The 26,462-nt window shown below is 48.5% G+C and carries 27 protein-coding genes; 4 read left to right on the top strand and 23 right to left on the bottom strand.

The window, feature by feature from the left end:
- The first annotated feature begins 186 nt into the window (after positions 1-186).
- From N773_RS0100435 to N773_RS0100425, 3 genes are all read left to right on the top strand, one after another.
- Positions 187-1,320 carry a serine hydrolase gene (locus N773_RS0100435; RefSeq protein ID WP_024855913.1) on the top strand — a complete coding sequence of 378 codons (1,134 nt, stop codon included), beginning with the start codon at positions 187-189 and terminating at the stop codon, positions 1,318-1,320.
- A gap of 57 nt (positions 1,321-1,377) precedes the next feature.
- On the top strand, positions 1,378-2,820 hold the full coding sequence (locus tag N773_RS0100430; RefSeq protein ID WP_024855912.1) for a hypothetical protein: 1,443 nt from the start codon (positions 1,378-1,380) through the stop codon (positions 2,818-2,820).
- 131 nt (positions 2,821-2,951) lie between these two features.
- Positions 2,952-3,809, top strand: coding sequence for a hypothetical protein (locus tag N773_RS0100425; RefSeq protein ID WP_024855911.1), 858 nt, complete (start codon positions 2,952-2,954; stop codon positions 3,807-3,809).
- Positions 3,810-4,057: 248 nt separating this feature from the next.
- On the opposite strand, the gene N773_RS0100420 is transcribed toward N773_RS0100425, so the two are convergent.
- The 3 genes from N773_RS0100420 to N773_RS22475 all read right to left on the bottom strand — a co-directional run bounded on the left by N773_RS0100420 (position 4,058) and on the right by N773_RS22475 (position 5,772).
- Positions 4,058-4,822 carry a type III pantothenate kinase gene (locus N773_RS0100420; RefSeq protein ID WP_024855910.1) on the bottom strand — a complete coding sequence of 255 codons (765 nt, stop codon included), beginning with the start codon at positions 4,820-4,822 and terminating at the stop codon, positions 4,058-4,060.
- A gap of 112 nt (positions 4,823-4,934) precedes the next feature.
- A complete protein-coding gene (locus N773_RS0100415) occupies positions 4,935-5,600 on the bottom strand; it encodes an ECF transporter S component (protein WP_024855909.1) in 666 nt (221 codons plus the stop codon).
- A 16-nt stretch (positions 5,601-5,616) separates the two neighbouring features.
- The gene (locus tag N773_RS22475) at positions 5,617-5,772 is read right to left on the bottom strand and encodes a hypothetical protein (protein WP_196231588.1); all 156 of its coding nucleotides are present in this window, start codon (positions 5,770-5,772) and stop codon (positions 5,617-5,619) included.
- Between the two features lie 233 nt (positions 5,773-6,005).
- Here N773_RS22475 and N773_RS0100410 point away from each other — a divergent pair, with 233 nt between their 5' ends.
- Complete coding sequence (locus tag N773_RS0100410) at positions 6,006-7,334, top strand: family 43 glycosylhydrolase (protein ID WP_024855908.1); 1,329 nt, start codon at positions 6,006-6,008, stop codon at positions 7,332-7,334.
- Between the two features lie 814 nt (positions 7,335-8,148).
- On the opposite strand, the gene N773_RS0100400 is transcribed toward N773_RS0100410, so the two are convergent.
- From N773_RS0100400 to N773_RS0100300, 20 genes are all read right to left on the bottom strand, one after another.
- Positions 8,149-8,790: a glycoside hydrolase family 25 protein gene (locus N773_RS0100400; protein WP_024855907.1), complete on the bottom strand. Its 642-nt coding sequence runs from the start codon at positions 8,788-8,790 to the stop codon at positions 8,149-8,151.
- Between the two features lie 20 nt (positions 8,791-8,810).
- Positions 8,811-9,122, bottom strand: a complete 312-nt coding sequence (locus tag N773_RS0100395; protein ID WP_024855906.1) for a hypothetical protein — start codon at positions 9,120-9,122, stop codon at positions 8,811-8,813.
- Positions 9,123-9,124: 2 nt separating this feature from the next.
- Positions 9,125-10,072 (bottom strand): hypothetical protein, encoded by a 948-nt coding sequence (locus tag N773_RS0100390; protein ID WP_024855905.1) that lies wholly within the window; start codon positions 10,070-10,072, stop codon positions 9,125-9,127.
- Positions 10,073-10,095: 23 nt separating this feature from the next.
- On the bottom strand, positions 10,096-10,458 hold the full coding sequence (locus N773_RS0100385; RefSeq protein ID WP_024855904.1) for a hypothetical protein: 363 nt from the start codon (positions 10,456-10,458) through the stop codon (positions 10,096-10,098).
- Entirely contained in the window at positions 10,448-10,903 is a 456-nt protein-coding gene (locus N773_RS0100380) for a hypothetical protein (RefSeq protein ID WP_024855903.1), read from the bottom strand. Before N773_RS0100380 ends, N773_RS0100385 begins: the two co-directional genes overlap by 11 nt.
- A gap of 12 nt (positions 10,904-10,915) precedes the next feature.
- A complete protein-coding gene (locus tag N773_RS0100375; RefSeq protein ID WP_024855902.1) occupies positions 10,916-11,281 on the bottom strand; it encodes a hypothetical protein in 366 nt (121 codons plus the stop codon).
- 751 nt (positions 11,282-12,032) lie between these two features.
- Positions 12,033-13,007, bottom strand: coding sequence for a hypothetical protein (locus N773_RS0100365; RefSeq protein WP_024855901.1), 975 nt, complete (start codon positions 13,005-13,007; stop codon positions 12,033-12,035).
- A 188-nt stretch (positions 13,008-13,195) separates the two neighbouring features.
- Positions 13,196-13,828, bottom strand: a complete 633-nt coding sequence (locus N773_RS19465; RefSeq protein WP_024855900.1) for a terminase small subunit — start codon at positions 13,826-13,828, stop codon at positions 13,196-13,198.
- A gap of 522 nt (positions 13,829-14,350) precedes the next feature.
- On the bottom strand, positions 14,351-16,288 hold the full coding sequence (locus N773_RS0100355; RefSeq protein ID WP_024855899.1) for an ABC-F family ATP-binding cassette domain-containing protein: 1,938 nt from the start codon (positions 16,286-16,288) through the stop codon (positions 14,351-14,353).
- A 133-nt stretch (positions 16,289-16,421) separates the two neighbouring features.
- Positions 16,422-16,742: a hypothetical protein gene (locus N773_RS0100350; protein ID WP_196231587.1), complete on the bottom strand. Its 321-nt coding sequence runs from the start codon at positions 16,740-16,742 to the stop codon at positions 16,422-16,424.
- Positions 16,743-17,532: 790 nt separating this feature from the next.
- A complete protein-coding gene (locus N773_RS0100345) occupies positions 17,533-18,378 on the bottom strand; it encodes a restriction endonuclease (RefSeq protein WP_024855897.1) in 846 nt (281 codons plus the stop codon).
- Between the two features lie 107 nt (positions 18,379-18,485).
- Entirely contained in the window at positions 18,486-19,022 is a 537-nt protein-coding gene (locus tag N773_RS0100340; protein ID WP_024855896.1) for a phosphoribosyltransferase family protein, read from the bottom strand.
- Positions 19,023-19,059: 37 nt separating this feature from the next.
- Entirely contained in the window at positions 19,060-19,461 is a 402-nt protein-coding gene (locus N773_RS0100335) for a hypothetical protein (RefSeq protein ID WP_024855895.1), read from the bottom strand.
- A gap of 35 nt (positions 19,462-19,496) precedes the next feature.
- Positions 19,497-20,894: an NCS2 family permease gene (locus tag N773_RS0100330; protein ID WP_051454306.1), complete on the bottom strand. Its 1,398-nt coding sequence runs from the start codon at positions 20,892-20,894 to the stop codon at positions 19,497-19,499.
- 58 nt (positions 20,895-20,952) lie between these two features.
- Positions 20,953-21,507, bottom strand: coding sequence for a hypoxanthine phosphoribosyltransferase (gene hpt / locus N773_RS0100325; protein ID WP_024855893.1), 555 nt, complete (start codon positions 21,505-21,507; stop codon positions 20,953-20,955).
- A 22-nt stretch (positions 21,508-21,529) separates the two neighbouring features.
- Positions 21,530-22,159 carry a uracil phosphoribosyltransferase gene (gene upp / locus N773_RS0100320; RefSeq protein WP_024855892.1) on the bottom strand — a complete coding sequence of 210 codons (630 nt, stop codon included), beginning with the start codon at positions 22,157-22,159 and terminating at the stop codon, positions 21,530-21,532.
- A 62-nt stretch (positions 22,160-22,221) separates the two neighbouring features.
- Positions 22,222-23,589, bottom strand: coding sequence for a uracil-xanthine permease family protein (locus N773_RS0100315; RefSeq protein ID WP_024855891.1), 1,368 nt, complete (start codon positions 23,587-23,589; stop codon positions 22,222-22,224).
- 244 nt (positions 23,590-23,833) lie between these two features.
- Entirely contained in the window at positions 23,834-24,460 is a 627-nt protein-coding gene (locus N773_RS0100310; RefSeq protein ID WP_024855890.1) for a hypothetical protein, read from the bottom strand.
- Positions 24,457-25,128: a CDP-alcohol phosphatidyltransferase family protein gene (locus N773_RS0100305; RefSeq protein ID WP_024855889.1), complete on the bottom strand. Its 672-nt coding sequence runs from the start codon at positions 25,126-25,128 to the stop codon at positions 24,457-24,459. Before N773_RS0100305 ends, N773_RS0100310 begins: the two co-directional genes overlap by 4 nt.
- A gap of 1 nt (position 25,129) precedes the next feature.
- Complete coding sequence (locus N773_RS0100300) at positions 25,130-26,461, bottom strand: B12-binding domain-containing radical SAM protein (RefSeq protein ID WP_024855888.1); 1,332 nt, start codon at positions 26,459-26,461, stop codon at positions 25,130-25,132.
- Position 26,462: the final 1 nt, after the last annotated feature.

The following is a 26,462-nucleotide window of genomic DNA, read 5'->3' as shown; positions in this document are numbered from 1 at the left end:
TGCGGTCGGTACTTTTTTTACATTTATTGAGGAAGATGTCGATTTGTGTTGACTTTCGGCTTGGGATATGGTATAATATTTTCACATATACGACGGGAGATATCTCTGTGCAGACGAACATCTGCGGACGTTTACGGAGTTCGTTTTGTTAACATACAATGCAAACCGTCATAAGGTAGGATAGATATGAAAAACATAAATAAATGTGGGGTGCTGTCTGCTTTGGTCTGCGCGGCTATGCTGCTGGCAGGCTGCGGTGCGGACGTCAGCGCTTCGGATATTGTTCCCGTTGAAGACAAAGAATTGTCATCGGCAGAAACTGTGGAGAATATTACAGCGGAGGATAAGCCCTCGGTCATGTCGCCTGATGAATACAGTGAAGTCGTGAGCGATGTTGGCAGTATGGCTGATAACAGCAGTGAAGCTTCGGAAAGCAAGGCAGAAAAACCGAAACCGCCAAGAAAAGCGGTGGATTGTACTGTCGGGGGCGGCTACTGGTTCACGGTGAGTGATTTTAAAAAGGTATACTCCAACGAGGAACTGGAGAAGTGTTTTGACAGGCTTCAGGAGATATGCAGTGATGCAGATTTCCACATGGCGTTCTCTTTCAAGAATATCGACACCGGGGCGTATGTGGGTTACAGGCAGTACGACCAGTTCATGACTTGCAGCTGTGTTAAAGCGCCTTACGTTAAATCCCTGCTGGCTAAGGGTATCGACCTTAAAGAGAAGATACCGATGAACACCAAGTGGGAAGGCGATTTTGAAGGCATAGCCAACGAGGAATACGGCAAGGAATACACTGCCAAGAAACTTATCGAGTACACAATTCTGGACAGCGATAACACGGCTTACCAGCTTTTGTGCCAGAGATACGGCTGTGGAGATTTCAACAGCCATCAGTACGAGATAGGCTCGAACTACACCCTCGGGTACAATGCGGAGTGGATATTCACCTACTGCAATACCGATGATATGATGAAAGATTATGAGGACATCTACCGTTTTGCAAAGAAGAACAAGAACGGCAAATGGCTGATTAAACTGCTCAGCAAGGCACACCTGAACATACAGATAGGTGCAGCGCTGGGGGACAAGTACACGGTGGCGCAGAAGTACGGTTCGGATTATCAGGAAATGGCTTTCAACGACTGTGCGATAGTTTATGCGGATTCCCCGTTTGTGCTTTGCATAATGACGGAGCAGTATCCCGAAACTGAGGAGAGCTGCAAGGTGTTCAAAGACCTGGCACTGGTATTTGATGATATAAATTCGCTGATAGCGAAAGAGTCTGACAAGGGTGAAAAAGACAAAGAATAAAGCCTGAGGATATCAGGCGCGTGGGGAGTACACCGCAGGTTGAACGGAGGTATTTTTATGAGCGATTACAAGGTATATTCGGTACACATGGGCAAGGCAAAGTGTGCTGTTGATCTGGGTGACGGTTCGGAGAGAGGAGAGTATGTTGATCAGGATTACATACTCCACAAACTGGGCAGACCCCACAGAAGCATAAGCCTGATGTACTGTTATTATCCGCTGGACAAGGAGTTTCCGGGCAGGATATCGGAAGTGATGAAGGACGCTGATGTGAAGTTTCAGTGGGATTATCCCTATGATGATTACTTCACTTACAAGGGTGGACTTGAAGGAAACAGGGATGACGAACCTTTCACCTGCATGAGGGATATCAGGCGTCACGGACAGGACGTTACACTTACCCTGACTGCCGACCCTAATATATCCGACGAGCAGATAAGGGCTATCGCGGAAGACCTGAAAACTTTCGGCAGAGTGTTCCTGCGTGTGAACCATGAGAACACGGGCAACTGGTTCAGCTTTACAAAAAGGACGACCTATCAGGGCGTTGCGGATTTCTACTGCAAGTTCGTGAAGATAGTTCACGAGGTTGCGCCAAATGTTCAGATGGTGCTTTGCACAGGCGGTATCGAAGACCCGAACTCGGAAGAGATAATGATGGAAAAAGAATTCGCACAGTCCGTAAAAGATACGGATATATGGTCGGTGGACAAGTACATGGCACTGCACTGGGGCTGGCCTTTTGATGTGGCGCTTAGAGATCAGAAAGTCAAGAGCTACAAGCGCGACAGGGTGGAAGACACCTACAATATGACCAAGAGAAGCTACGAGCGTTTCAAGGTGATAAACGGCGGTGTCAGCAAGCCCATGGTGATGAGCGAATTCAATGCGGACGGCGATGTTACGGGCGCTTACGATCAGACGGTGATGGTCAGGGGATTCTGCGATATGCTGAAAGAAGATCCCGAGCAGTGGTTCAGCGGATTTACTTTCTATCAGTTCCGCGACAGGGGCAGACTTGGTCTGGAGATAGAAGACCCCAACAATCAGAATGTTGGTATCGAACAGCCTGTGATGAAGACTTACAGGGAGATAATCCACGATGATTTCTTCAAGCCCGAGATGAAGAGGGGCGGAGAGGTAAGTTTTCCTGTGAAGCTGAGATGGGGAAATTCCGAGGACGCTGAGGGTCTGGAGATACCGATACACTTTTACGGCGACCCCCATTTCTGTGAACTGACCTTTGAGGACGAGAGCAATCTGATGATAGAGATAAACGGCAAGTGGTTCTATAAATCGCCGAAAGCGAAGGTCATAGACCTGATGAGCGCATTCTACGAGAACAGACTTGAAGGTGCCAAAGACCTGACACTGAGGATATTTGCACCACCTGCAAGCGGCGAAAATGATCTGGGTGCGGAGGACGGAATGTTCAACAGCTATCAGACCATCGAGAAGCTGCCGAAGATAAGGATAGAATATGAGCCTGTGATGCTCTGATTTCGTTTACTATATGAGCGCGGTACTTTTTTGTACTGCGCTTTTTCTTTGTATTGACAAATAAAAAACAGATGTGATATAATGGTATGGATAATTTTTAGGCAGAAAGATCTGCGGGACGGAGAAAAGTTGTGAAGAAAAGTAAGAAAATTTTAATTGCCGTGTGCGTAATATGTTTGGTATTGGTGAGGATCTTTACACCTTATCTGGGGAGACCTTTTTTGATAAAATGTAATGTTAACGGAGACATGGATAAGAAATTTTATCTATCCGGCGATGTGAATAAAATATATTTATTTTCTTCTCATGACCCATGTATAAAATTTATAAAATACTGTAATGATCTTGAAGAATTATCCGTTTTGGGTAATCCGGATACATTCAATATAGAGGATATTGCAAATCCCAATTTAATAAAACTGTCCCTTAGCGGAGATGGCATTAACTGGTCAAGTTTGAATAAATGTACCGAATTGAAAGAGTTGTTTATTTCTTGTTTTAGTAATTTTACAACTGTAGAAGATATATCAGGATTAACTAAACTTGAAAGATTGACTATCTATAATGATGAAGAATTATCTTTAAGCAAATTGAACGAACTGAAAAATTTGAAGGAACTAACGATCGTTTGTTTGAACGAAATTGATTGTGAAGATCTTTCACAGCTGGAGAAGCTGGAAAAACTGAATCTGAATACACATGGATCGATGAAGTTTAAACAAAAGACAGGACTGAAAAATGCAGACCAACTGAACAAGTTGAAAAATTTAAAGGAACTGAATATCTGTTGTAATAATGATATCAACTGTGAAGATTTTGCGCAGCTGGAAAATCTGGAAGTACTGTCGCTGGAGAGCGATGGAAAAATAACGGGGCTTGATAGCGTTGGAATGGATAACCTTATACGTATCAATATCCCAATAACTAAGCTTACCAATGAGGCCAAGAAAAAGCTTAAAGAAAAAAGTGTTTTCATTAATTACAAATAGTAAGCTGAGATAATATAAAAGAAAAAAACTCCCTCACCTTTTTGTGGTCGGTAGATAATCTGCTATTGCTTTTTGAGTTGCCGCGCCTTTTTTGGGGGCGGAAGTTTGCTGTGCTATTTATGGCTTAGTTGCAGCGTCGCTTTTGCGCCTTGATGCGAGGGCTCTGCCCTCGCGCTCCCGCAAGCCTGCTAGCGCGAGGCTTGACCGCGCGCTTTGTTTCCTTGGCATTCTATCCGCAGTTGTGCTCGTCACATATTTTTCTTATATATAACGTTCAAACCTTTCAGCAGCAGGTCATCATCAAGTATGATATCTCTGCGGCAGAGGGGTACTACTGTTCCCGCTAATCCGCCTGTGGCTATTACTGTGCATTTCTGCCCCAGCTCTTCCTCGATGCGCTCTATCATGCCGTCTATCGCTCCCGCATTGGAGTACATAAGTCCGCTTTTAAGGCAGTCAACTGTATTGGTGCCTATTACGTGCTTTGGCTTTTCAAATGCGAATTTCGGCAGCTGTGCAGTTCGGGATATCAGCGCTTCGGAGGATACTGCCATGCCTGTTACTATCAGTCCGCCGAGGTAGCGCTTTTTCTCGTCGATGACGGAGAGTGTGGTGGCTGTGCCCATATCGATTATTATCATGGGGGCGGGGTACTCGTTGATACCTGCCACGGCATCAACAACAAGGTCACTGCCCAGCTGTGCGGGGTTATCTATAACTATTGAAAGCCCTGTTTTCAGCCCGGGTCCTATCACCTTTGGCTTAACGCCTATCAGCTTGCGTACAGCCGCGGAAAAAGTCGCCGTTATGGTAGGTACTACGGAAGATATTATCGCGCCGTCTATCTTATCGGGATGGATATCGTGCATCTCCATTGCGGTCTTGATATTTGCGGCATATTCAAGGTCGGTGGCGAGCTGATTTGTGTATATCCTCTCGCGGAAAAGTATATTGTCATTCTCGATACAGCCGAGAACTATATTTGTATTGCCTACGTCTATTGCTAAAAGCATTGGTATGCCTCCTTGTTATCATTTATAAAGCGGTTCTGCCTTAAACATTTTAGCACAAATGCAAAGATAAGTCAACATAAAAAAGGACGGCTCACTGCCGTCCTTTGATATATTATACGGTTGCTTTCTTCTGTTTGGGAGTGGGTGCATCGATAAGTCTTGCCTTTGAAAGTGCAAGTGCAACAGCTGAAGTAAGTACGGTGCAGGATATCCACTCGATAGCCACATTAAGTGTAACGACTGCTATTATGAACAGTACGAGGTTGTGATGACCCTCCATACCCTTTACAGTTTCGGAATCACCGAACATCATCAGCAGTGTGCTCATGAAGAATACGGTATTCAGGAATGCCACGCTGAAACCTGCAATGCCGCCTACTATCGGTGCGGGTAACTTGGTGGGTCTGAGATGATGTCCCGGTAACTTTATTGTCTTCAGGACGTGGGCGATAGTGCCTGCGAGAAGTCCTACAAGAACTCTGGGTACTACGCATAAGATAACTGTCCTTACGGGGCTGATATCAGTGAGAGCTACCATCAGTGGGCTCGGGTTTGTGAAAGCCATGATAGCGCTGGTGATGCCAAAGGAAAGTCCTGCCAGTGCACCGCCCTGAGGTCCAAGTGCGAAAGCTGCGATAGCTACGGGGATAGTTATGAGTGCGATGGACAGTGTACCTGTCTTGATGTAGCCATAGGGAGTAAGTCCCATAACCAAGATTATCGCTGTCATGATGCCCATGAGGACAAGGTTCTTTGTCTTATTGTTTTTTCTTGCCATATATTATTCCTCCTTGTTAATATCCCGCTATGATAGGCGGGTACATTACAAACGGGTGAAGGCTGTTCCTTTCACCGATGATATTATAGCACATATCCCCCGAAAAAGCTACTGTTTTTAGTGCGATATTCTTTACGAATTTTGATGACGGGGCGGTTACAGCCTTGTGCATATTGTCGGTGGAGGTGGTTGCAATTTTTGGCAGGATGTGGTATTATATGAGAAACGGTCGCTGTTAATGCCCCTTGACCGTAGTGAGCGAGGAACGAGCGAACGAAGTGTCAAGCTTCTCGGGCGCACCGCCGACACAGTCGCGGTTAGGGTTTTGCCGCGCAGGGGGAGTATGAGGGGCAACGGTCGACGCAGTCACCGTCCGTCCCTCATTTAAAATCAGGAGGAATAAATATGGCTAATCCGATACTGCCTTTATGGGAATATATTCCCGATGGAGAACCGAGAGTTTTCGGGGACAGGGTATATCTTTACGGGTCGCATGACAGGGTATCCTGTGATAAGTTTTGCGACTACAAGCTGAAAGTCTGGTCGGCACCGATAGATGATCTTAATAACTGGGTGTGCCACGGTGACAGCTTCAGGACGAAAGACGGCGGGGAACGTCCCGCGGATACGGACTGGACGAGAAACGAGTGCTACGCTCCCGATGTTATCGAAAAGGACGGTAAGTACTATCTGTATTCGTATATAGTTGGGTCTAAGGGGGCTGTGGGAGTATCCGACAAGCCCGAGGGACCTTTTAAGGCGCTGGGTCAGTATATCTACGGTGAAGATGTTGAAGTCGGGGACGACGGCATATTCAACGATGCGGGTGTGCTTGTTGACGATGACGGTAAGGTTTATGTGTACTACGGATTTGAAGGTTCCCACATGAACGAACTCGACCCTGCGGATATGAGGACGGTAATAAAGGGAAGCTATATGCACCCTGTTATGCCCGATACTCTGGATATCCCCGTTGAGCGGAGATTTTACGAAGCAAGTTCTCCGAGGAAGATAAACGGTCGGTACTACCTGATATATTCGCCGCGAATGGGAAGCCGACTTGCTTATGCCATAAGCGATTCACCCAGAGGACCTTTTGAGTACAAGGGTTACATCATCGACAACGGCGTTGACTATCCTGCGGGCAACAATCACGGTTCGGTGGCCTGCATAAACGGACAGTGGTATGTGTTCTACCATAGGATGACGAATGATACCATAATGTCCCGCCGTGCCTGTGTGGAGAGGATAGAGATACTCGAAGACGGCACTATACCGCCTGTTGAGATGACTTCACTCGGGTTTGAAAAATCACTTGACCCATATAAGATAATCCCTGCGGAGATAGCCTGCGTGCTTAAAGGCGGGTGCTTCATCACGGAGAAAGATATCTTCACAAGGGTGATAACGAACATCACCGAGGGCAGTGTGTTCGGGTATAAGTATTTTGATTTCGGCGACGACTATACCGGTGACAGCATTACTCTTGCAATGAAAGTGCGGGGCATGGGTGTTAACTGCAAGGTGAAGATCCTGCTGGACGGTGAGGACGGCGAAGAGATAGGCGAGCTTGATATAGGGACTTCCGACGGTGTATACAGGTGCAAGGTGAAGAATGTTACGGGCAGACACGCGGTATTCTTCAAGGCATATCACGGTATCGAGGGCTGGATGAAGGCATCCTTTGACAGAAGGTGTCTGTTTGAAGCGGAGAGTTTTTGTGTTTTGAAGTAGGGGAGATTTTTAATTCATAATTCATAATTCATAATGCATAATTGATGGCAGGAAGATAACGCAGCTGTACTTAGGATAGAATGCCAAGGAGACAAAGCGCGCGGTCAAGCCTCGCGCTAGCAGGCTTGCGGGAGCGCGAGGGCAGAGTCCTCGCATCAAGGCGCAAAAGCAAAATGCACAGCGAACTATAAGAGCACAGCGAACTAACCGCCATGTCAAAAGGCGCGGCAATATCAAAAATCGAGCGTGGACAAAACAACCGTCCACGCTCTTTCTGTCTGCGTGAATATATTGCCGCGCCCGCCGTCAAACAGCGAAGCGTCTTTTACGGCTCGACCCGAACGAAGAGAGGGGCGAAACCGCACAAAGCTACACCCCCAAACCAAACCATCGACCAGCCCGACTACCCCCGCCACAATAATCAAGAACATCTATCTATGACATGACCTGCCAGAGTGCAGAACTCTTATCCCAAGTACTGCGCTATCAGGTCGCCCCTGTCGGGTCGAGAAATCGGATTCGCTTCGCTGTCCGATTTCGGGCGCGGCAATATTTTACGCAGATAGTTTGAGCGTGGACGTTTGTTTTGTCCACGCTCGGAATGTCTTTATTGCCGCGCCTGTTTGGTCGGGAGATAGTCTGCTATTGCTTTTTGAGTAGCCACGTCGCTTTTGCGCCTTGAGTTGAGGGCTCTGCCCTCAAACTCCCGCAAGCTTTTCGCGAAAAGCTTGACCAAAAGCTCCCCTCTTTGGCATACTTACCCAACTTCGTGGTTGCCCTGCCAACAATTAATGAACACACTAACGCTTCGCTTTTAGTGTTGTGAATTATGAATTGAAAACCCGTTCAGCCCTTTCTCTTTCATTATCGCAGGATAATCAAGATATGCCCTGTCACAATCGCAATTCCCCTTTACCCCACTCACTCTCCCTGTCGATGTGTACTGCCACATACCATATGCCATGTCATATGGCGGCTTCTCTACCCCGTATGCCGCTACCCATACATCATATCTTTTCCTGCACTCCACAGGTACTTTCTCCGTCAGAAAATTAGCATAGCTGTAGATCGCCGCATAATACCCCGCTTTCTCCAGCTTTCCGCAAAATGCCTTGACCATATCTCCTATGACCCTATCCGATAGCCCCCGCTGTGATGTATCCTCTATATCATAACACAGAGGATACTCAAATTTCTTCTTACCCACAGCTTTCAAAAATACCTCCGCTTCCTTCTCCGCTTCACGGGCGCTTACCGCGTATGAATACCAGTAAGCCCCGATATCCAGCCCCGCCGCCTTTGCCTTGCGGTAGTTGTCCTCAAAACAGCTGTCCTTCTGCGAAATATACCTGCCGTACCCCGCATTTATCATCACAAACTTATACCCCGCCCCCTTTACTTTTTCAAGATCCACATCACCCTGCCATTTTGAAATATCTATACCCTTTACAGCCATGATTCTTCTCCTCTCTCCCGTTAAGGCAGTACCCTCACCCTGAAAATATCCGATTTGAATATCAGCATCTCGCCCTCCTCAATTTTCAGTGCACGGAACTGCGCATCTATATCACCGACCTCAGCCAGTATATCACCATCAGGGGCTATCTCGCCCCCGTATATCTGTATCACCCTCTGTATGCCGCCGAAGTCCAGCACTATATCATAATATGCACCCTCGAATTTCGGGTGAATGACCCTGTGTACTCTCAGACCATTCTCATTCCTGTGCCCAAGCACATTCCCCCTCGGCAGAGTTACCCTGCCGCAGTCGTCTATCGCTATCAGCATACCTATACCTCCTTCTGTCCGTACCTGTCGTTATAGCACATCACCGTTGTGGTAATGCCTTTCCTGCCGCCGACTACTTTTATATAGTTTATGTTCTTCCCTGTCAGGGTGCTTTCGCCCGATACCTTGTCCATAAGGTCTTCACCAAGCCAGCCCATGTAGGTCATGCCCACTTTTCTCACCCCCTTGTTTGAATAGTCAAGCTTGTGCTGAAGTCCCACCTGCGGGTCGTAAAGCCACTGCATATCCAGCGGATAGTACCTCGTCCTGACGATATCCATTCTCGCCGCCGAAGCATCATGCGCTTCATAAGGATAGGTGTCACCCAACTCTTTCATGTATACGTCCGAGAGAAGATATCTGCTGTCCAGTGAACTCACCACCGAAAGCTTCTTCACCCCCGAATAATCCATCACCCTCCGCGTGCCCGCCGTCATTCTCACAGTGTTCAGCCCGCTTATGAAAGGGTAGTACCCCGTCGCCTTTATGCAGTAAGCCACCGCCGCTTCCCATACCGTCGAACCCTCGTTGATGTATATGTTCGACACAACAGGGGTAGGGTCTTCATAGGTTATGTAAGGGCTTGCCAGATTTGTCTGACAAAGGCTTTTCAGCGTGACATTTGTGTTTATACGCGGATAAGGCTCGTTCTGCGCCAGCAGAAGAGTATACCCGCGGGAATCCACCCTTACCCGATGCCCTCTACCGAACCTCTCTATGCTTACCTCGTCTGCCAGACCGCTGTGTATCTCCACCCCGCCTAACCTGACTCTCACCCCCACCACATCAAGCGCCGATATATCAGGCACACCGTCCTCATAAAACATTCCCGAAAACCTCGTATACGGCACATATAAAGCTTTCTCGAACACAAACCCCGTACACCACACATACTCCCTCACCCCAGTACCGCTCCCCGTATCCACCACAAGCTGTAAAATGCAATCCATTTTCATTCTCTCCTTTCACGAAATCATATCTCATATCCGCCGAATCTAAGCCTGTACACACCCCCGACTTCCCCGCTTTTCTCCGAAAGCGTGCCCTCTAAAAGTATCATCGTCCCGTAACTCCTGTTATCAGCTGTCACAGTGCTTACGTCCGATGAAAAATCCTCAATGATGTCCTGCAATACCGCCCTTTCGTCGGGGGCGAATTTACCGACAGCAAGTATCTCCAGCCCTCTCGAACCGTTAGTCCGAAGTTCCGTACCGCCCCCGACCTTAACATATTCCAACTGCCTGTCACGCCGAAAAACGCTCAAAGAATCGGGGTAAAGGGTATTCAGCCCCAGTTCAAGAGTATGCCCCCCGGGCTGAACTATCTCAAATCCCATGATTACCTCCGTTCTCCGATACCTCTTTCAGACACACCCCGAATATCACTTTCATCTCACGCACCAGCCTCATGATCTTCATATCGCTCCCCGAAGCCCCGAGTTCCACCGTCACCCCGCCGAAACCGCGTATCATCGCCGCCCCCGCACAGGCATCAAAGCACCTGTCATCAAAACCGATATGGTCGCCGAACATTCCCGCCTTGCCCATCAGCTTGACTTTGAAAACTATCTCACCCGCGACCGCAGCGTCCCCCGAATCTATCCTCCTGCCGCTGTCCGTCAGCCTTACATTATCAAGCGTCCATACCGCCGTACAGCCCTCGATATCCCCGAGAATGATATCCGTGTATTCCTCAAACGCCTTAAAACCACTATTCTCCAGTACCTCCGCCAGAGCCGACTTTATCTCGTAAAGTCCCAGACTGTCCAAAATTTTTACCATATAAATACCTCCTCACATAGTCTCAAACAAGAACCCGCCGTCGGGCATAAGCCACTCGATACGAGCCATTGCCTGCTTTTTCAGCTTATCAGCCGCATCTATCCTGTGACTGAAATTTCCGTTGATATCAGCACTTCCCGAAACCGTCACCGCATTCTGTTCGCGGAATGCTTCGCGGCAAACGTAGTCGTAAACCGCCGAGCAAGCCGCGGCATATTCGCAGGCATAAATATCCTCACCGACGATTTTGTCAACGTCAAGAGCGGATTCTACGGCTTTCATGGCTTCCATTACCAGTGTTTCGACTTCATCGACCTTATCATTTCTGCACCCGCTCAGCTGATAAAAGCTGAGGAGTACCCTATCAAAATCAAGCATGATTGCTCCTTTCTGCCCAAGAGGGCAATTAAATTAAGCAGTACGAGGTAAGATATGCCAAGGAAACAAAGCGCGCGGTCAAGCCTCGCGCTAGCAGGCTTGCGGGAGCGCGAGGGCAGAGCCCTCGCATCAAGGCGCAAAACTAAAATGCACAGCGAACCATAAGAGCGAAAGAAACTTCCACAAAAAATGCGCGGGCAATACCAAAATTCCGAGCGTGCGCAAATCCATTTCCCCCGCACAAACTAAGTCCGTAAATATTGCCCGCGCCCGAAATCGGACAGCGACAGCGAATCCGATTTCTCGACCCGAGGGACGAGGGGCGACAAAACCGCAGTACGTCCCTAAAATGAAAACACGTATTTTATACCTGTACTTGGGATATCCTGTTCTAATCAAATGTACTGCGGTTGACGTTTCGCCCCTGACGGGTCGAGAAATCAACGAGCTGCCGCCGTTGATTTCATGCGCGGCAATATCTTTACGCGGATTGTTTGTGCGTGGTCGTTAGTTTTGTTCACGCTCGGGATTTGGATATTGCCGCGCTTTTTTGGGTCGGAAGTTTGCTGTTCTATTTATGGCACTGTTGCCACGTCGCTTTTGCGCCTTGATGCGAGGGCTCTGCCCTCGCGCTCCCGCAAGCCTTTCGCGAAAGGCTTGACCCAAAGCTCATCTCCTTGGCATTCTAACCCCAGTACAGCTCCCTCGCCGCCCCCACCCCAATTATGAATTATGAATTATGAATTGTGAATTAAATAAGCCCCGTCACCAGTACCCCCACAGCATCTTCACATACCTTCGTCACTCCCGCTAACAGCGAACAGCTTATCTCATTCATCTGCGTGCCTATCAGCTTGTCACTGTCTACTACCACATCACTGCCCAGTATCAGCTCAGCCGCCGCTGTGCTGTCTACACCTAACACCTTGTTCACAGGCATCTCCGCACATTTAACTAACGTCACCCCGTAAGGCGTCTTTATCCTGCCGCTCGTCATAAAGTCCCCCACACAGAACTTCATCTCGGGCAGCGCCAGTATCTGCGCCATCACCGCAGGACTGCACACCATCACATCCATATCGTGCGTGCTCATATCGCTCCAGAACTTCGCTATGTCCGCATAGCTTATCGCGTCCCCCGCTATGGTCGATGGCACTACATCTGTTATAAGCTCCGTGCATATCCAGCTGTTCAGCCCCCTGCCAACAGACTCTCCTATATCTCTCAGCACTATCCCGAAAGCCTCTAACCTCTGCTTTCTTACCGCTTCGTAGGAACAGCTCAGCATTCTCGCAAATTTCTTCACCTCGCTCGCCGTACTGTTCAGCACCACCGTTGTCTCGGGAAGATCGTCCCCCTGATCCACAGGATCACTGCCCGAACGTGTTATCGTAAATCCCCTGAAATCCATGCCGTCAGTCCGTGATACCGCTCCGCATACCACGCCCGCTATGCTGACTTTCTCCACCCCTTTCTTTATCATTCTCCTCACATATTCAGGGAAAAGCACCGCCGACTGCGCTGTCACGAAGAACTTCTCCACCATGTCGCTGTTCGCCCCCGATACCTTTATACCGAATCTCTTCAGCTGTCTTTCAAATGCGTCCAGCCCCCCGAGTTCCGTGCCCTTGTAGCCCTCATCGGGGTCAAGCTCCGCCAGTGCCTGTGTAAAGCTCTTGCCTGTGATGTTGTAAAGTGATCTTTCAAGTCTGATATTGTCGTACATAATTACCTCCGTTTTCTTCTGCCGTCAACTTTTCCCGCACCCCCGGCAGATACAGGGCGCGTTCATTTCTTTCTCCGACTGCTCCCGTGTTCTCACCGCTCAATTCCCCATAAGACCATCAGTCCCGCTGTCGGCTGACACCTCCGCAGTCGTTTGTATCCAAAATTATTCCCTTATTTTGTTATCTACTAAACCCTGAATGCTTCCATCTCGCCGCTGTCATATTCCGCCGCGACCCCCGCCGCTTTTCCCGATGCCGCTTCCTCTCTCAGCTGACGCGACAGCTTCTTTTTCAGCTCCATCAAGGCGAAAATATCCATATCCTCCACCTCACCGATATCATAGCTCTTCACAAAGCACCCCAGCCTGATGATGTCCCCTCTCAGTTCTTCGCAGAATTGCACCTGCGCCGCCGAAACTTCCTTCAATTCGGGGTCAAGCTCCACCAGCTTCTCCAGAGCCTTCTGCCTGTCATAAAATTTCATCTCAACACCGCCCCCCTTGACCTTCTTTATCTCCGCAACGTTGAAAAGGTCAGCCGAAAGCACTTCCTCCCTCGTAGGTTCATCCGCAAAAAGCAGAGCCGCCGCATCGTTTATGCTCCCGAAAGCAAGGCGCGAAAGCCCCGTCTTCACATAGCATAAATTCTGCTCGTCAGCATCGTCCAGTTTTCGTATCGCCCTCTTGACAGACTTTCTCGCCAGCATATCCGCTTCAAGCTCCTTAGCCTCCTCGGGACTGTACCCCAGCCTGACCGCTGTCTCCGAACCGTTCCTCGTCCTTACAAATGTCTTCGCAAATCTTGTTGGTGTGATCTTCATAATGTTTCCTCCTTTTCTGACTTTCTCACTCGAAAAAGTCTTTTCACTATCACCCTTTTACCCCCAAAAAGTTGTACGTTTTTGTACAACTCTTGCAGAAATATGTCCGAATTAAATAATAAAACATTTGTTTCACCAAACCCCGATCTGAAAAACTATGCACAACTCACAACAAACACGCAGTCAGATATTAATAGGCTAAAAATTCAAAAAAATAATTTTTGCCCCTTTCCACCTCTCAAAAACCACCCCCGAAAATAAAAAAAACGACAGCCCGCTCCCGCGAACTGCCGATAAAAAAATATGATCATCCCGCTGACACACCATATTGATCAGTGTCATATCGGAACTTGAAATACCGGGCGGTTATCTTTCCCCCGCCTGCGGCGAGGGAAAGATAACATCAACATGAGGTTTCATTGTTATATAACACCTTGTAGTGGTGTGTTGATAGGATAGCCGATAAAAAAAGAGGACTGCCGTACCATAGGTACAGCGGTCCTCCGCCGGATCATATCCAGTTTATTCCAGGCTCGCCCACTCGTCCATCATCTCGTCGAGCTCTGTTTTCTTAGCCTCAAGAGCGTTGCATCTCTCCGTCATCAGCTCAAAATTCGCCGCAACTTCGGGGTCTGCTATCTCGTTCTCCAGCCTGAAGATATCCACCTCAGCCTGCTCGATAAGCTCCTCCAGCTCTTTCAGACGCGCCCTGCGCTTCGCCTCCAGCTGACGCTGTTCCTTGCTGCGGTAGCTTATCTCCTTCTGCTCCCGCCTGTCCTGCTCCGCCTGAATTCGCTTCTGCTCCGCAGCCGCTTCCGCCGCCGACTTTTCAGCCGCACTTATCGCCGCCGCATACGCATCGAAATTGCCCTCGTAGCAGTTCACCTCGTCCGCCTTTACCTCGATTATCCTGTCAGCCACCTTGTTAATAAGGTATCTGTCGTGGGATACCAGTATGATAGTACCCTGAAATTCCGCAAGTACATCTTCCAGAACTTCCTTCGTGTTCAGGTCGAGATGGTTCGTCGGCTCATCAAGGATAAGCACATTTCCCCGTGTATACGCCATTATCGCAAAGCACAGCTTAGCCCTCTCGCCGCCGCTGAGCACCGATATGGGCTTGAATACGTCCTCACCTGTCAGCAGTACCGAACCCAGTGCCTTTCTCGCCTCCGCAGGTGTCATGGCAGGGAACCTGTCAAGCATCTCATCAATTACCGTGCTTCCCATGTGGAGTATATTATGCTCCTGCTCAAAGTAGGATATCTTCACGTTTCCGCCCCACACGATGTTTCCACGCTCATGGGGTATGATGTTCTGTATCAGCTTCAGTATCGAGGTCTTGCCGATACCGTTTGAACCGATTATAGCCGCGTGCTCGCCCCTCCTGATGTGCATATCAAGGCTGTGTATAAGGGTCTTGCGGCTCTCGCCCTCACCTACGACCAGCGGGCAGTCTATCACCTTGACGATGTCCTTTGTCGGCTCAATATCGTATTCCAGCTTTATCTTCGGCGGGCGGGTGAACATCAGAGGTTTCTCGATGCGCTCTATCCTGTCCAGCATATGCTGGCGTGATTTCGCCATCTTCGCCGTCGAAGCCCTCACCTTGTTCTTGGCAATGTACTCCTCCAGCTTCTTTATCTCCTCCTGCTGAGCCTCCCACTCTTTCAGCTGACGTTCCGCGTTGTGCTTCTTCTGCACCACATAAGCCGAATATCCGCCCTTGTAAGAGGTCAGCCTGCCCAGCTCTATCTCACAGATACGGGTGCATATCTTGTTCAGAAAGTACCTGTCGTGGGATACTATCAGTATCGACCCCTTGTAGCTTTTCAGATAGTCCTCCAGCCACATCAGCGTGGTGAAATCCAGATGGTTCGTAGGCTCGTCAAGTATCAGCAGATCGGGACTTTCCAAAAGCAGTTTCGCCAAAGCAAGACGCGTCTTTTCACCGCCCGAAAGGGATGATATCACCCTGTCACGGGGCACATCGCCAAAGCCCATACCGTTGAGTATGCGACTGATGTTCACATCTATGCGGTAGCCGTCATTAGCCTCAAAATACGCCGATAACTCCGAGTATTCCGCACTGACTGTCTCCAGCTCAGCCCCCGTCAGCCCTGTCATCTGCTGTTCCAGCTCGTCCATTCTCCTGCGTGCCGCCAGAAGCTTGTCAAAAGCCTTGTGAAGCTCCGCATCAATGGTGGACTCACTTTCAAGACCGCTGTTCTGCCTTAAAAATCCGATAGTGCAGTTCTGAGAAATCTCCACCGACCCCAGCCCGTCATCAGTCTTGTCAAAGCCCAGACTGCCTGTGAGGATATTCAGAAGCGTAGACTTGCCACAGCCATTCACTCCGATAAGACCGATAGTCTCCCTGTTTTCGATGACGAGGTTGATATCCTTCAAAAGCGGCTCGCCATTAAAATATTTATATAAATGCTCAATTTTAACCAGCATAACTTTCTCCTGTCATTTTTACCTGTTTATCCTTACGCCCGGATCAAGACCTGCACCCACGGCAGATCAGCTCTTATCATATGCCGTGTGACGCCTCGATATCCGCGTATCAGCGACATTATCCCGAGTCCGTTCAAAGTCCCATGATATAGCTGTTAAGTTCATCTTCCTTATCGCAGGATATCACCGTCGGTATCCCCGCACTCCAGAGGACTTTTGAAATTTCGTTCATCATCGGGATAATATCCTTATATATCTCAATTTCCGCAGTAAGCTCGTAATACAGAAAACCATCGGGGTACATACGTAGTTTCTCCGCATGAAACTCATCGTTCTTCCTTATCATGACATCGAACCTGCCGAATGAACAGTCCGATAGACCGAGCTTTTTCGCCTTGCCGAAATGCTTTTCGAGTATAGCGAGAACACCCTCACGGGATAAAGACGTGTGCATATAGAGCCTGCAAAACAAGAACAACACCTCCAAGACGCAAATATGTGCATTATCTTTTTTATTATAGCATAAACCGCAGGAAAAGTAAAGATAAAAAAATGAACTATCTTAGATGCCTGCCAAGGAGAAGAGCCTGATTCAAACCATTCGCGGCAGCAAACCCGAGCCCCAAACAAACTAAGCCGCGAAGAGAGCTTTTGGTCAAGCTTTTCGCGAAAAGGTCCTAACGCCGGACACGCTCGACACAGTCAACGTTGGCGAATTTCGCGGCAGTAAACTAGCGTCTCAAACAATGCCGCGAATCAAAGCGCGCGGTTTATGCGACTGCGTCGGCATATGCCTCGCGCTAGCAGGCTTGCGGGAGCGCGAGGGCAGAGCCCTCGCATCAAGGCGCAAAACCAAAATGCACAGCGAACTATAAGAGCACAGCAAACTAACCGCCATGTCAAAAGGCGCGGCAATATAGGCATACAGAGCGTGGACAAACAATAGTCCACGCTCAAACTTTGTCCGTAAATTATTGCCGCGCCCGCCGTCAAACAGCGAAGCGTCTTTGACGGCTCGACCCGTCAGGGGCGACCTGATACCGCAGTGCTTGGGATAATAGTTCTGCACTCTGGCAGGTCATTCCATAGATAGATGTTCTTGATTATTGGAGCGGGGGTAGTCGGGCTAGTCGATGGTTTTATTTGGGGACATAGCTTTGCGAGTTTTCGCCCCTCAGCTGCAACTGCGTCGGCATATGTCTCACGCTTTGATTTCTTGGCAAATTCCTCAAAAGTGCCTTTATTTATTCTTTATCCATATTATCCATTTCAAGGGGTATCTCCAGACCCACTGTACCCGGGGTGTGGGAGGGAAATACACAGGTGACGTACTCCCAGCCGCCATGGGAGGCAAGATTTGGGGCAAGGGCGCGAATATCGCTGATGCGCACCCCTGTTTCGGGGATTATCTCTATCAGGAGTTCGCAGGTGTCTTCCAGATACTCCGTGCCCGCAGTTTCCACAGCTATACCCTGTTCAGCAAAAAATTCTTCCACCGTTTGCGCACAGTAGCTTTCGGGCGGGATATCGGGAGTATCGGAGGCTTTGCGGGAGGTATCCTTGATACCCCGCTTTCTAAGCATTTTTTCAAGGGTATCCCTGTCCCAGAGTTCAACACCGTTGACCTCTGCAAGCTTGCGGGCGGCGGCAGTGAAATAGCTGTTGGTCATAACAGCACCAACCTCACAGCCGTAGTAGGCAAGCCCGCCTATGACTTCCTGTACTGCGGAATTGTTCAGCTTTTTATCGTAGCGCTTGCACTGCACCGCATAGCGGCGGTGCTTTTTCACTGCGATGATATCAACGCCGAAATCCCCCGAACCCTTTGTGACTTCGATATCCCTGAAACCGTTTGCTTTGAGGATATTCGCGCAGGCGTATTCAAATTCGTGACCCTCCATAAGGTCAAGCTTTTTGAGGGTCAGTCTGCCGAAGTGACGTATCACGGTCATCCCGAGAAAAAGGGGTATGCTGAGGAATGGCAGATAAGGGATATAGCTGTAAAATCCGGGACGGTCGCCGCCTGTACAGAAGAATCCTGCCAGCTTATATGAAGCCACTGCCGAACCGACCAGAAGGATCGTCAGCATAATAAGTATTCGCTTGATAGACCGTCACCACACTTTCAGCTAATAGTATAACAGATTTTTATGCAAAAGTAAAGGCGCTCCCCCGCAGGAAAGCGCCCGTGATCGCATTATTTGAAGAACAGCGGAAGTTTTTCAAGGAAGAATATATCCGTTCTGTCGGCTGCATCGCCCTCTGCGAGGACTGCGCCCGCGCCTACGATATTTCCGCCTGCTGCTTTTACAAGCTCCTCAACTGCTGTGAGGGATTCGCCTGTGCTGATAACATCATCGAGGATAAGCACGCGCTTGCCTTTCAGCCTTGCTACATCCTCCTGTGAGAGGTAGAGGGTCTGTACAGCGGCGGTGGTTATGGACTTGACCTGTACCGAGATAGGGTCGGTCATATAGAGCTTAACGGACTTGCGGGCTACCACGTAGTTCTTGCCCGACTGTCTTGCAGCCTCGTATGCAAGCGGTATGCCCTTGGATTCAGCTGTGATTATAACATCGAACTCGGGGGCTTTTTTCAGCAGCTCGGTTGTTGCCGCAACGGTCATCTCAACGTCAGAGAACATTATAAAAGCGGCGATATCCAGCTTTTCGCTCGCTGAACATATGGGCAGCTCTCTTGTAAGTCCTGCCACCTTCAATGTGTATGTTTCCATTTTAAACACTCCTTAATATTATGGGCATAGCCCGGCTTTATTTAGATGAAAGATCCTCTATCGGGTAGTCCTCGGATATCCTATACACCGCGAACCAGGAATTTTTCTCGGTACAGCTTACTGCGAAATCGTAATCTTCGCCGTCTTTTTCGCCGTAATGATCCATGCCGTCAAGACTGTACATCCTGCGGTAGCCTTTTTTCTCAAAAAGCTCCTCGTAGTCATCCTTGCTGCTGCCGATGAATTCGATCATGCCGTCCTCGGCACTTTTATCCGTGGTGAAACCCTTGCTGATCTTCAGGTAGACCAGAGTAGTCTTCGGCAGTTCAGCCATACCGTAGCCGCAGTCCACCAGAGCCCTGAGGATACTGCCCTCAACGAACAGCACCGCCATCAGAACGACCGCGAAGAATACTCCAGCTAATTTTTTATTATCCATCATTTTCCCTTTCAGATATTCCGTGTTTCAGACAATCACAGGAATATATATTTCAGCACGAACAGCACTGTCAGCACATACATTATAGGGTTGATCTTCTTGGCTTTGCCGCAGAAGAGGTTGATGACAACGTAGCTCATAACGCCGACTGCTATACCCTCAGCTATGCTGTAGAACAGGGGCATAGCCAGTATGCACAGATATGCGGGTAAAGCTTCGGTATAGTTGTCGGGGTCGAACTTGATATCGGTTATAGAGCTGAACATCAGGAAGCCGACTACTATCAGCGCGGGTGCTGTTGCGAATGAAGGTATCGCTATGAATATAGGTGCGAAAAGCATCGAAGCCAGGAACAGCAGTGCGGTAGTTACTGCGGTAAGACCTGTTCTTCCGCCTGCGCCCACACCTGCTGCGGATTCAACGAATGTTGTTGTAGTGGAAGTACCCAGAACTGCGCCGCCTGTTGTAGCGATAGCATCAGCCATGAGTGCGGGACGTATGGCAGGGAGTTTGCCGTCCTTATCAAGCATATCAGCCTTTGAAGCCACGCCTATCAGAGTTCCCAGAGTATCGAAGAGGTCAACGAACAGGAATGAGAATACAACTACTATAAAGTTGAATATGCCTACACTGCTCATATCAACATCGAAGCAGCCGCCGAAGGTCTTGCCGAGTGCGGTGAAATCAGTCATGGAGAAGCTTGGCAGCAGTGAGAACCAGCTTTCATTATCGGGCACGTAAAGTCCCACGCCCTGACATATCATACCCAGTATCCAAGTGCCGAATATGCCTATGAGTATGGAGCCGCGGACTTTTCTGATATACAGTACCGACATCATGACAGTGCCGATAACAGCCAGCAGAGCGCAAATACCGCGGGTGTGGAAATCCTCTCTGAAATCAACAAGTTCTACCAGGGTCGCGCCGCCAACTGCAAGCTTGGCATTCTGGAGACCGATGAATGCGATGAAAAGACCGATCCCGACGGATACCGCCTTTTTCAGCGAAAGGGGTATGCAGTTGAATATGGCTTCCCTGACCTTGGTCACGGAGAGAACTATGAATACTACGCCTTCGATGAATACCGCCAGCAGTGCTACCTGCCATGAATAACCCATGGAGCCGCATACTGTGTATGCCATGAATGCGTTAAGACCCATGCCTGCGGAAAGCGCAAATGGGAGATTAGCCATAAGACCCATGCACATAGTACCAAGGAAAGATGCAAGGCAGGTCGCCAGCAGAACAGCGGTGCTGTTCATGCCTGCCGCGGAAAGTATGCTCGGGTTGACTGCAAGTATATACGCCATCGTCATGAATGTGGTTATACCTGCCATTATCTCGGTGCGTACATCGGTGCCGTGGGCTTTCAGCTTGAAGAATTTGCCGAGAGCACCTGTTTCGGTAATGGTCTGCACTTCCTTATTGCCCATCAGTTCAGAGGGATGAGTTATGTGGTTCCTCTGCTTTTTTCTGCTTCTGCTCCCCATATCACTTGTCCTCCTCAAATTCAGCTATACAAGGCAGATTTCTGTAATACTCGCCGTAATCGAGACCATATCCGATAACGAAATAATCGGGTATAGTGAACAGTGCGTAATCCGACTGCAATTTAACCAGCCTTCTTTCGGGCTTATCCAGCAGTGTTACTATCTTCAGCGAGAGAGGGTTCTTGCTTTCAAGGTATTCCCTGACCTTGCTGAGAGTCCTTCCCGTGTCGATTATATCCTCAACTATAACAACATTATACTTGCTTATATCCTGTGCGAGGTCAAGAGTTATCTCAACATTTCCCGAGCTTTCGGTACTTTCAAAATAACTTTTTGCCGCCATGAAGCCTATCTCGTGGGGGATGGTTATGGCACGGCTGAGATCGGCGAGGAATATGAATGCGCCTTTGAGGATAGTTACGAGAAGCAGGGGCTTGTCCTTGTACTCCAGGCTGAGTATCTCGCCTGCTTTAGTTACAGCTTCCTTTATCTCTTCCTCGGATATCACAACTCGTTTGATATGCTTGTGGAATTCAGGCATATTGGTCATCTGCATCTGCGTTCTCTCCCTTCGTTATTTACTTGGTTCCGAATATCCTGTCTCCTGCGTCACCGAGACCGGGTACGATATATGCGTTCTCGTTGAGCTTTTCATCAAGGCTGCCCACGTAGATATCGATATCGGGGTGAGCCTTTTTCAGCGCTTCAAGACCCTCGGGCGCAGCAATAACGCACATGAATTTGATATTGGTGCAGCCCCTCTGCTTGATGAAATCAACTGCCGTTATGGCAGAACCGCCTGTGGCAAGCATGGGGTCGGGGAGGATAACAAGTCTCTCGTCGATATTCTCGGGGAGCTTGCAGAAATACTCATGGGGCTCATGGGTAACTTCATCCCTGTAAAGACCGATATGACCTACCTTAGCAGATGGCACCAGAGCAAGTATTCCGTTTACCATGCCGAGACCTGCACGGAGTATCGGCACAACTGCCAGCTTCTTGCCTGAAAGCATAGGAACATCAGCCGTAGTTATAGGCGTTTTTACGCTCACCAGTTCGGTGGGCAGGTCGCGGAGAGCCTCATAGCCCATAAGCATGGCTATCTCCTCAACAAGTATGCGGAAATCCCTTGTACCTGTGTTTTCATCACGCAGCAGAGATATCTTGTGCTTGATAAGTGGATGGTCGATAATAGTTACTTTTCCCATTTTGAAAACCTCGCTTTATATAATTATAAATTGTTTACTGTGGAATGCCGGCGCACGTTTCATCATTCGCTCTTGCCGCTGTCCTTTTTCTTGGACAGCATTATATTTGTCAGTATGCCGAGTATCAGTGCGGCAGCTATCTCTGTCAGTGTTACCTTGCCGAAGCTTATGCTGAGTCCGCCGATACCTGCAATAAATATAACGGAAGCTGTGAACAGGTTGCGGTTATCATCGAGATCGACTTCTTTGAGCATTTTAAGTCCCGAAACAGCGATAAATCCGTAAAGAGCCACGCAAACGCCGCCCATTACGCATGATGGTATCGAATCTACAAAAGCCACAAAAGGCGTTACAAAGGAGAATAGTATACAGCCAATTGCAGCTGCGATTATTGTGACCGTCGAAGCATTGCCCGTTATAGCAACACAGCCCACGCTCTCGCCGTAGGTGGTATTGGGACAGCCGCCGAAAAATGCGCCCGCCATTGAACCTACGCCGTCACCGAGAAGTGTGCGGGCAAGTCCCGGTTCTTTGAGAAGATCTCTGCCGATAACGGAAGAAAGGTTCTTGTGGTCGGCAACGTGTTCGGCAAATACTACCAGTGCCACAGGTACATAAGCCACAAGTACAGTAAGTATATAACTGCCTGTCAGGTCGCCGAAGCCCTTGAAGCCTTCAAGGAAAACAAGGTCGGGAAGCTTGAAGAAGCTTTCGGCGGTAACATTTCCATCTGGGAACATTACTTTCGGGAATACAGAAAGATCTATTATTTTAAGTGCTTCGATATCTGCGGCATCACCTATCACCGTGAAAATCACCGCTGCCGCATAGCCTGCAAGTATGCCCATAACAAAGGGCACAAGGCGAAGCATCTTTTTGCCGTAGGTGGAGCACAGCATAGTCACCGCAAGGGTGATAAGACCGCATATCAGCGCGGCATACTTAGCACCTGCCACATCTGTGACATCGCTTTTCTGCAAATCTCCGATGGCATTTCCCGCAAGGGAAAGACCGATTATCGCAACAGTTGGGCCTATGACCACGGGGGGCATCAGCTTGCCAAGCCAGTCAACACCGACAATGCCTATAAGCGCGGCTATCACCACATAAACAAGTCCTGCGGCTATCGCACCTATGATTATGCCCAGCATACCAAGCTGCATAGTCGCGGCACCCGCAAACGCGGCGGACATCGAGCCTATAAAAGCAAAGGAAGAGCCCAGAAATACAGGGCTTTTCTTCTTGGTGAACGCAAGATACACAAGTGTGCCCACACCTGCGCCGAACATTGCGGCGGCGGGGGTAAGTCCGTTGCCGATTATCACGGGAACAGCGATCGTTGCCGCCAGTATCGCCAGCATCTGCTGAAGGGCAAAAACGATTATCTGCCCTGTTTTCGGCTTAGCTTCAACATCATAGATAAGCTTCATTATACTTCACTACGCCTTTCATCTAATTATCACATTCATAGATTTATTTTAGCATATTTCGGTAAGAATGTCAATAATAATAAAATATTTCAACTTATTTTAGTATACTATTAATATTCCAAAAGATAGAAAACGCATACTTTACAAAAGTATGCGTTGACATTTTTATAGATTTTTCATACCGTTTTTTGCGATCCTGCGGCTGTAAATTTCTTCCTGCCGAAAAATAAACCTGTACTACTGGTCATTTTTGATTTGTGATAAGACGTTTCGTCAGCGGGATAAGAAGTTTCACCATTCCGCGGAGATATCGTTTTATACAGAATTTCTGCATATATTCATCATGTCTGTCACAGGGTCGTTTGCTTATCTTTCCCCGGAAATATTGATATTTCATGAGGAGTTCATCTATGTCCTTTATGGAATATCTCCAGTAGGGCTTTGCAAGGCTGACCGCCCTGCTTTTTTCTATCACCTGTGCGGTAAAACTCATGCAGTTTTCAGCACCTGCTATCCTGAAACCGCCTATCAGCGGCATAGTCGCCATCGAGAACACATTGAAGAGATATCCCCCTGTCTCACGGTCTTTTATAAAGGTAAGGATATCAGCATAGGCATCTTCTTCCACAGGCAGGCGAAAGACTTTCACGCCGTAATCCCTGTGTTCACCGAATGCGTAATAATCACGGTATTCGTGGGTGAAGCCCGCTTCAAAGGGATAGTAATGGTATCTTCTGGAAAAGCTGATATAGTCCGTCAGTGACTTATCAAGACAGACTGCTATATGCGTGTAGGGATAGCGTGTAATTTTTCGCGCAACGCTCCCAAGACCTGTATGCGCCTTTATCAGCACGATGTAGATATATCTCATCTCTGACTGGCCTCCAGCCGCTTGAACAGGGCTATTATCATGCGTATCATTTCATAGTACATAGGTATCATGGCGATGACTGCTATGATATCCACAACCGTCACACCGTGGCTGAAAACTGTGAATACCTCGTTCCCCTTGAATATCATGGCGCATATCGCTATCACGGTATAGCTGATATGGGCTTCGATAGGGCCTAAGCGCGGAAACTGGAATTCGTTGAAATAGATGATATAGTTCATCATGGTTACATTCATAATGCCGTAAAGGGGTGCCGCCAGCGCCATTGGCAGAAGATGTGCCGCAGGGGTCAGACCGATAGATATTATCAGAAATGTTGAGAAAAGTATATCTACCATAAGGTCGTAATACGCACCCGCTTTTGAGGACAGCCCCCTCGACCTTGCTATATAGCCGTCAAGGTCATCTGCCACAAGATGCACAGCCAGACCCGCTATCGTACCCAGCCAGAACCATGACGACAGGTTGGTAAGAAGTGTCATAACTATGGCGAAAACTCCCCCCAGCGCACTGACCGTGGTCATCTGATTAGGTGTCATGCCCTTTGGTATATGCGGGCCCACGTGCTTGTATAAAAACTGCTGAAATCCCGTTTCCAGCTTGCTTGGTATCATTTTTTTCACGGGATTCTTATATACTTCTCCCATGCTATCCTCCGAACCTGAACATATTTTTAACTATCGAACCTATAAAGAATTTATAGTCGATAAAATCGTATATCCCCTGCCGCCATGCCCGCAGGAACAGTCTGCCGATGAGGATATGATAGTGCATATAGTACCGTCTTACACTCATATGGGCGGGCTTTGCCACCACATGGAGATAGTCCCAGTGGGAGGGGTCACGGGTGATAAGGCGGCTTCGGTATTCATCATATAGTTCGCTGTTCATCTCGGGGGTGAATATGGATATAGCCGCGTGTTTGAGTTTGTGCTTTCTCACCCATTTTGAGATATCCCTGAAATCCCGCGCCTTGAAATCCAGATCGACTATGAACATACCCATGGCGTTTATACCCAGATCGTTGAGTATCTCCACCGCCGCAGAATTGGCATATAGGTCGGACTTTTTGTTATAGCGGTACAGATGCTTGTCGTCCGCCGCTTCAAGTCCTACCAGCACATAGTAGAAACCTATCTCTTTAAGGCGTTCCATAAGGTCGCGGTGCTTGGATATGAAATCCGCTCTGCCGTAGCAGACATACTTTTTGTGTATGCCCCTTTCCTTTACAAGGCGGATAAATTCTTCAAGGCGCTTTTCGCCAAAGAGGAAATCGTCATCGATGAAATATATATTATCACATTCTATGGAAGCTATCTCGTCAACCACGTCTGCGATATCTCTTGCAGAGTAAGTACCGCAGTTCAGCCTGTTGCGGTAGCAGAATTTACATTTGTAGGGACAGCAGTATGCAGTCCTGACATGGGCGCAGGGCTGTAATTCAAGATAGCGGTAGCGGGGATGGGCATAAAAATAGCTTCTGTCGGGGCGGGGCAGACGTTTGATATCAAAGGGAACTGCCTCGTTTTCTATCCAGCGGTTCCCGCGGTTTATGCAGAGTCCGTTCACCGTGTCGAGGGCTTTGTTTTCAAGCACATTCACAATACCGAATATATCAAAACTCCTGAACACAAAATCGATATAGCTTTCATAGAACCTCTTGTGGCTGTGCTGTGCATGAAGTCCGCCTATCATGGTGATACAGCCAATATCCTTAGCGGCACGGCAGTACTCTTTCATGAAATTTTCCTGCCTTGTTCTTCCGCAGACGTACACCGCAAAGGGAGATATATCCGCAAGGCGCTTTACAAATGGCTGTTCTTCGACCTGACCGTCCCATATAAAAGGTTCATATCCTGCATCTTTCAGAACGGTGCAGATGTATTCAAGTTCAAGTGGTTCGTTGTCGATTATCCCCGCGAAATTATATTTTGTCCTGGATATCTCGGGGTGGACAAGCAATATTTTTCTGTTATCCATA

This window comes from Ruminococcus albus AD2013 (genome assembly GCF_000526775.1).
GTDB classification, from domain to species: domain Bacteria; phylum Bacillota; class Clostridia; order Oscillospirales; family Ruminococcaceae; genus Hominimerdicola; species Hominimerdicola alba_A.
The sequence above is the reverse complement of the archived record's forward strand: the minus strand, read 5'-3'. Positions and strand labels throughout refer to the sequence as shown.

Excerpts from the sequence above, each read along its gene's own strand:
- N773_RS0100390 (WP_024855905.1), bottom strand. The coding sequence starts at position 10,072 with ATGGATTGCATTTTACAGCTTGTGGTGGATACGGGGAGCGGTACTGGG.
- N773_RS0100410 (WP_024855908.1), top strand. The coding sequence starts at position 6,006 with ATGGCTAATCCGATACTGCCTTTATGGGAATATATTCCCGATGGAGAA.
- N773_RS0100355 (WP_024855899.1), bottom strand. The coding sequence starts at position 16,288 with ATGCTGGTTAAAATTGAGCATTTATATAAATATTTTAATGGCGAGCCG.
- N773_RS0100340 (WP_024855896.1), bottom strand. The coding sequence starts at position 19,022 with ATGGAAACATACACATTGAAGGTGGCAGGACTTACAAGAGAGCTGCCC.
- N773_RS0100375 (WP_024855902.1), bottom strand. The coding sequence starts at position 11,281 with ATGCTTGATTTTGATAGGGTACTCCTCAGCTTTTATCAGCTGAGCGGG.
- N773_RS0100300 (WP_024855888.1), bottom strand. The coding sequence starts at position 26,461 with ATGGATAACAGAAAAATATTGCTTGTCCACCCCGAGATATCCAGGACA.
- N773_RS0100350 (WP_196231587.1), bottom strand. The coding sequence starts at position 16,742 with ATGCACACGTCTTTATCCCGTGAGGGTGTTCTCGCTATACTCGAAAAG.
- N773_RS0100400 (WP_024855907.1), bottom strand. The coding sequence starts at position 8,790 with ATGGCTGTAAAGGGTATAGATATTTCAAAATGGCAGGGTGATGTGGAT.
- N773_RS0100335 (WP_024855895.1), bottom strand. The coding sequence starts at position 19,461 with ATGGATAATAAAAAATTAGCTGGAGTATTCTTCGCGGTCGTTCTGATG.
- N773_RS0100345 (WP_024855897.1), bottom strand. The coding sequence starts at position 18,378 with ATGCTGACGATCCTTCTGGTCGGTTCGGCAGTGGCTTCATATAAGCTG.
- N773_RS0100365 (WP_024855901.1), bottom strand. The coding sequence starts at position 13,007 with ATGTACGACAATATCAGACTTGAAAGATCACTTTACAACATCACAGGC.
- N773_RS0100385 (WP_024855904.1), bottom strand. The coding sequence starts at position 10,458 with ATGGGATTTGAGATAGTTCAGCCCGGGGGGCATACTCTTGAACTGGGG.
- N773_RS0100330 (WP_051454306.1), bottom strand. The coding sequence starts at position 20,894 with ATGGGCAATAAGGAAGTGCAGACCATTACCGAAACAGGTGCTCTCGGC.
- N773_RS0100420 (WP_024855910.1), bottom strand. The coding sequence starts at position 4,822 with ATGCTTTTAGCAATAGACGTAGGCAATACAAATATAGTTCTCGGCTGT.
- N773_RS19465 (WP_024855900.1), bottom strand. The coding sequence starts at position 13,828 with ATGAAGATCACACCAACAAGATTTGCGAAGACATTTGTAAGGACGAGG.
- hpt (WP_024855893.1), bottom strand. The coding sequence starts at position 21,507 with ATGCAGATGACCAATATGCCTGAATTCCACAAGCATATCAAACGAGTT.
- N773_RS0100380 (WP_024855903.1), bottom strand. The coding sequence starts at position 10,903 with ATGGTAAAAATTTTGGACAGTCTGGGACTTTACGAGATAAAGTCGGCT.
- N773_RS22475 (WP_196231588.1), bottom strand. The coding sequence starts at position 5,772 with ATGCACAAGGCTGTAACCGCCCCGTCATCAAAATTCGTAAAGAATATC.
- N773_RS0100415 (WP_024855909.1), bottom strand. The coding sequence starts at position 5,600 with ATGGCAAGAAAAAACAATAAGACAAAGAACCTTGTCCTCATGGGCATC.
- N773_RS0100305 (WP_024855889.1), bottom strand. The coding sequence starts at position 25,128 with ATGGGAGAAGTATATAAGAATCCCGTGAAAAAAATGATACCAAGCAAG.
- N773_RS0100395 (WP_024855906.1), bottom strand. The coding sequence starts at position 9,122 with ATGCTGATAGCGATAGACGACTGCGGCAGGGTAACTCTGCCGAGGGGG.
- N773_RS0100430 (WP_024855912.1), top strand. The coding sequence starts at position 1,378 with ATGAGCGATTACAAGGTATATTCGGTACACATGGGCAAGGCAAAGTGT.
- N773_RS0100315 (WP_024855891.1), bottom strand. The coding sequence starts at position 23,589 with ATGAAGCTTATCTATGATGTTGAAGCTAAGCCGAAAACAGGGCAGATA.
- N773_RS0100310 (WP_024855890.1), bottom strand. The coding sequence starts at position 24,460 with ATGAGATATATCTACATCGTGCTGATAAAGGCGCATACAGGTCTTGGG.
- upp (WP_024855892.1), bottom strand. The coding sequence starts at position 22,159 with ATGGGAAAAGTAACTATTATCGACCATCCACTTATCAAGCACAAGATA.
- N773_RS0100435 (WP_024855913.1), top strand. The coding sequence starts at position 187 with ATGAAAAACATAAATAAATGTGGGGTGCTGTCTGCTTTGGTCTGCGCG.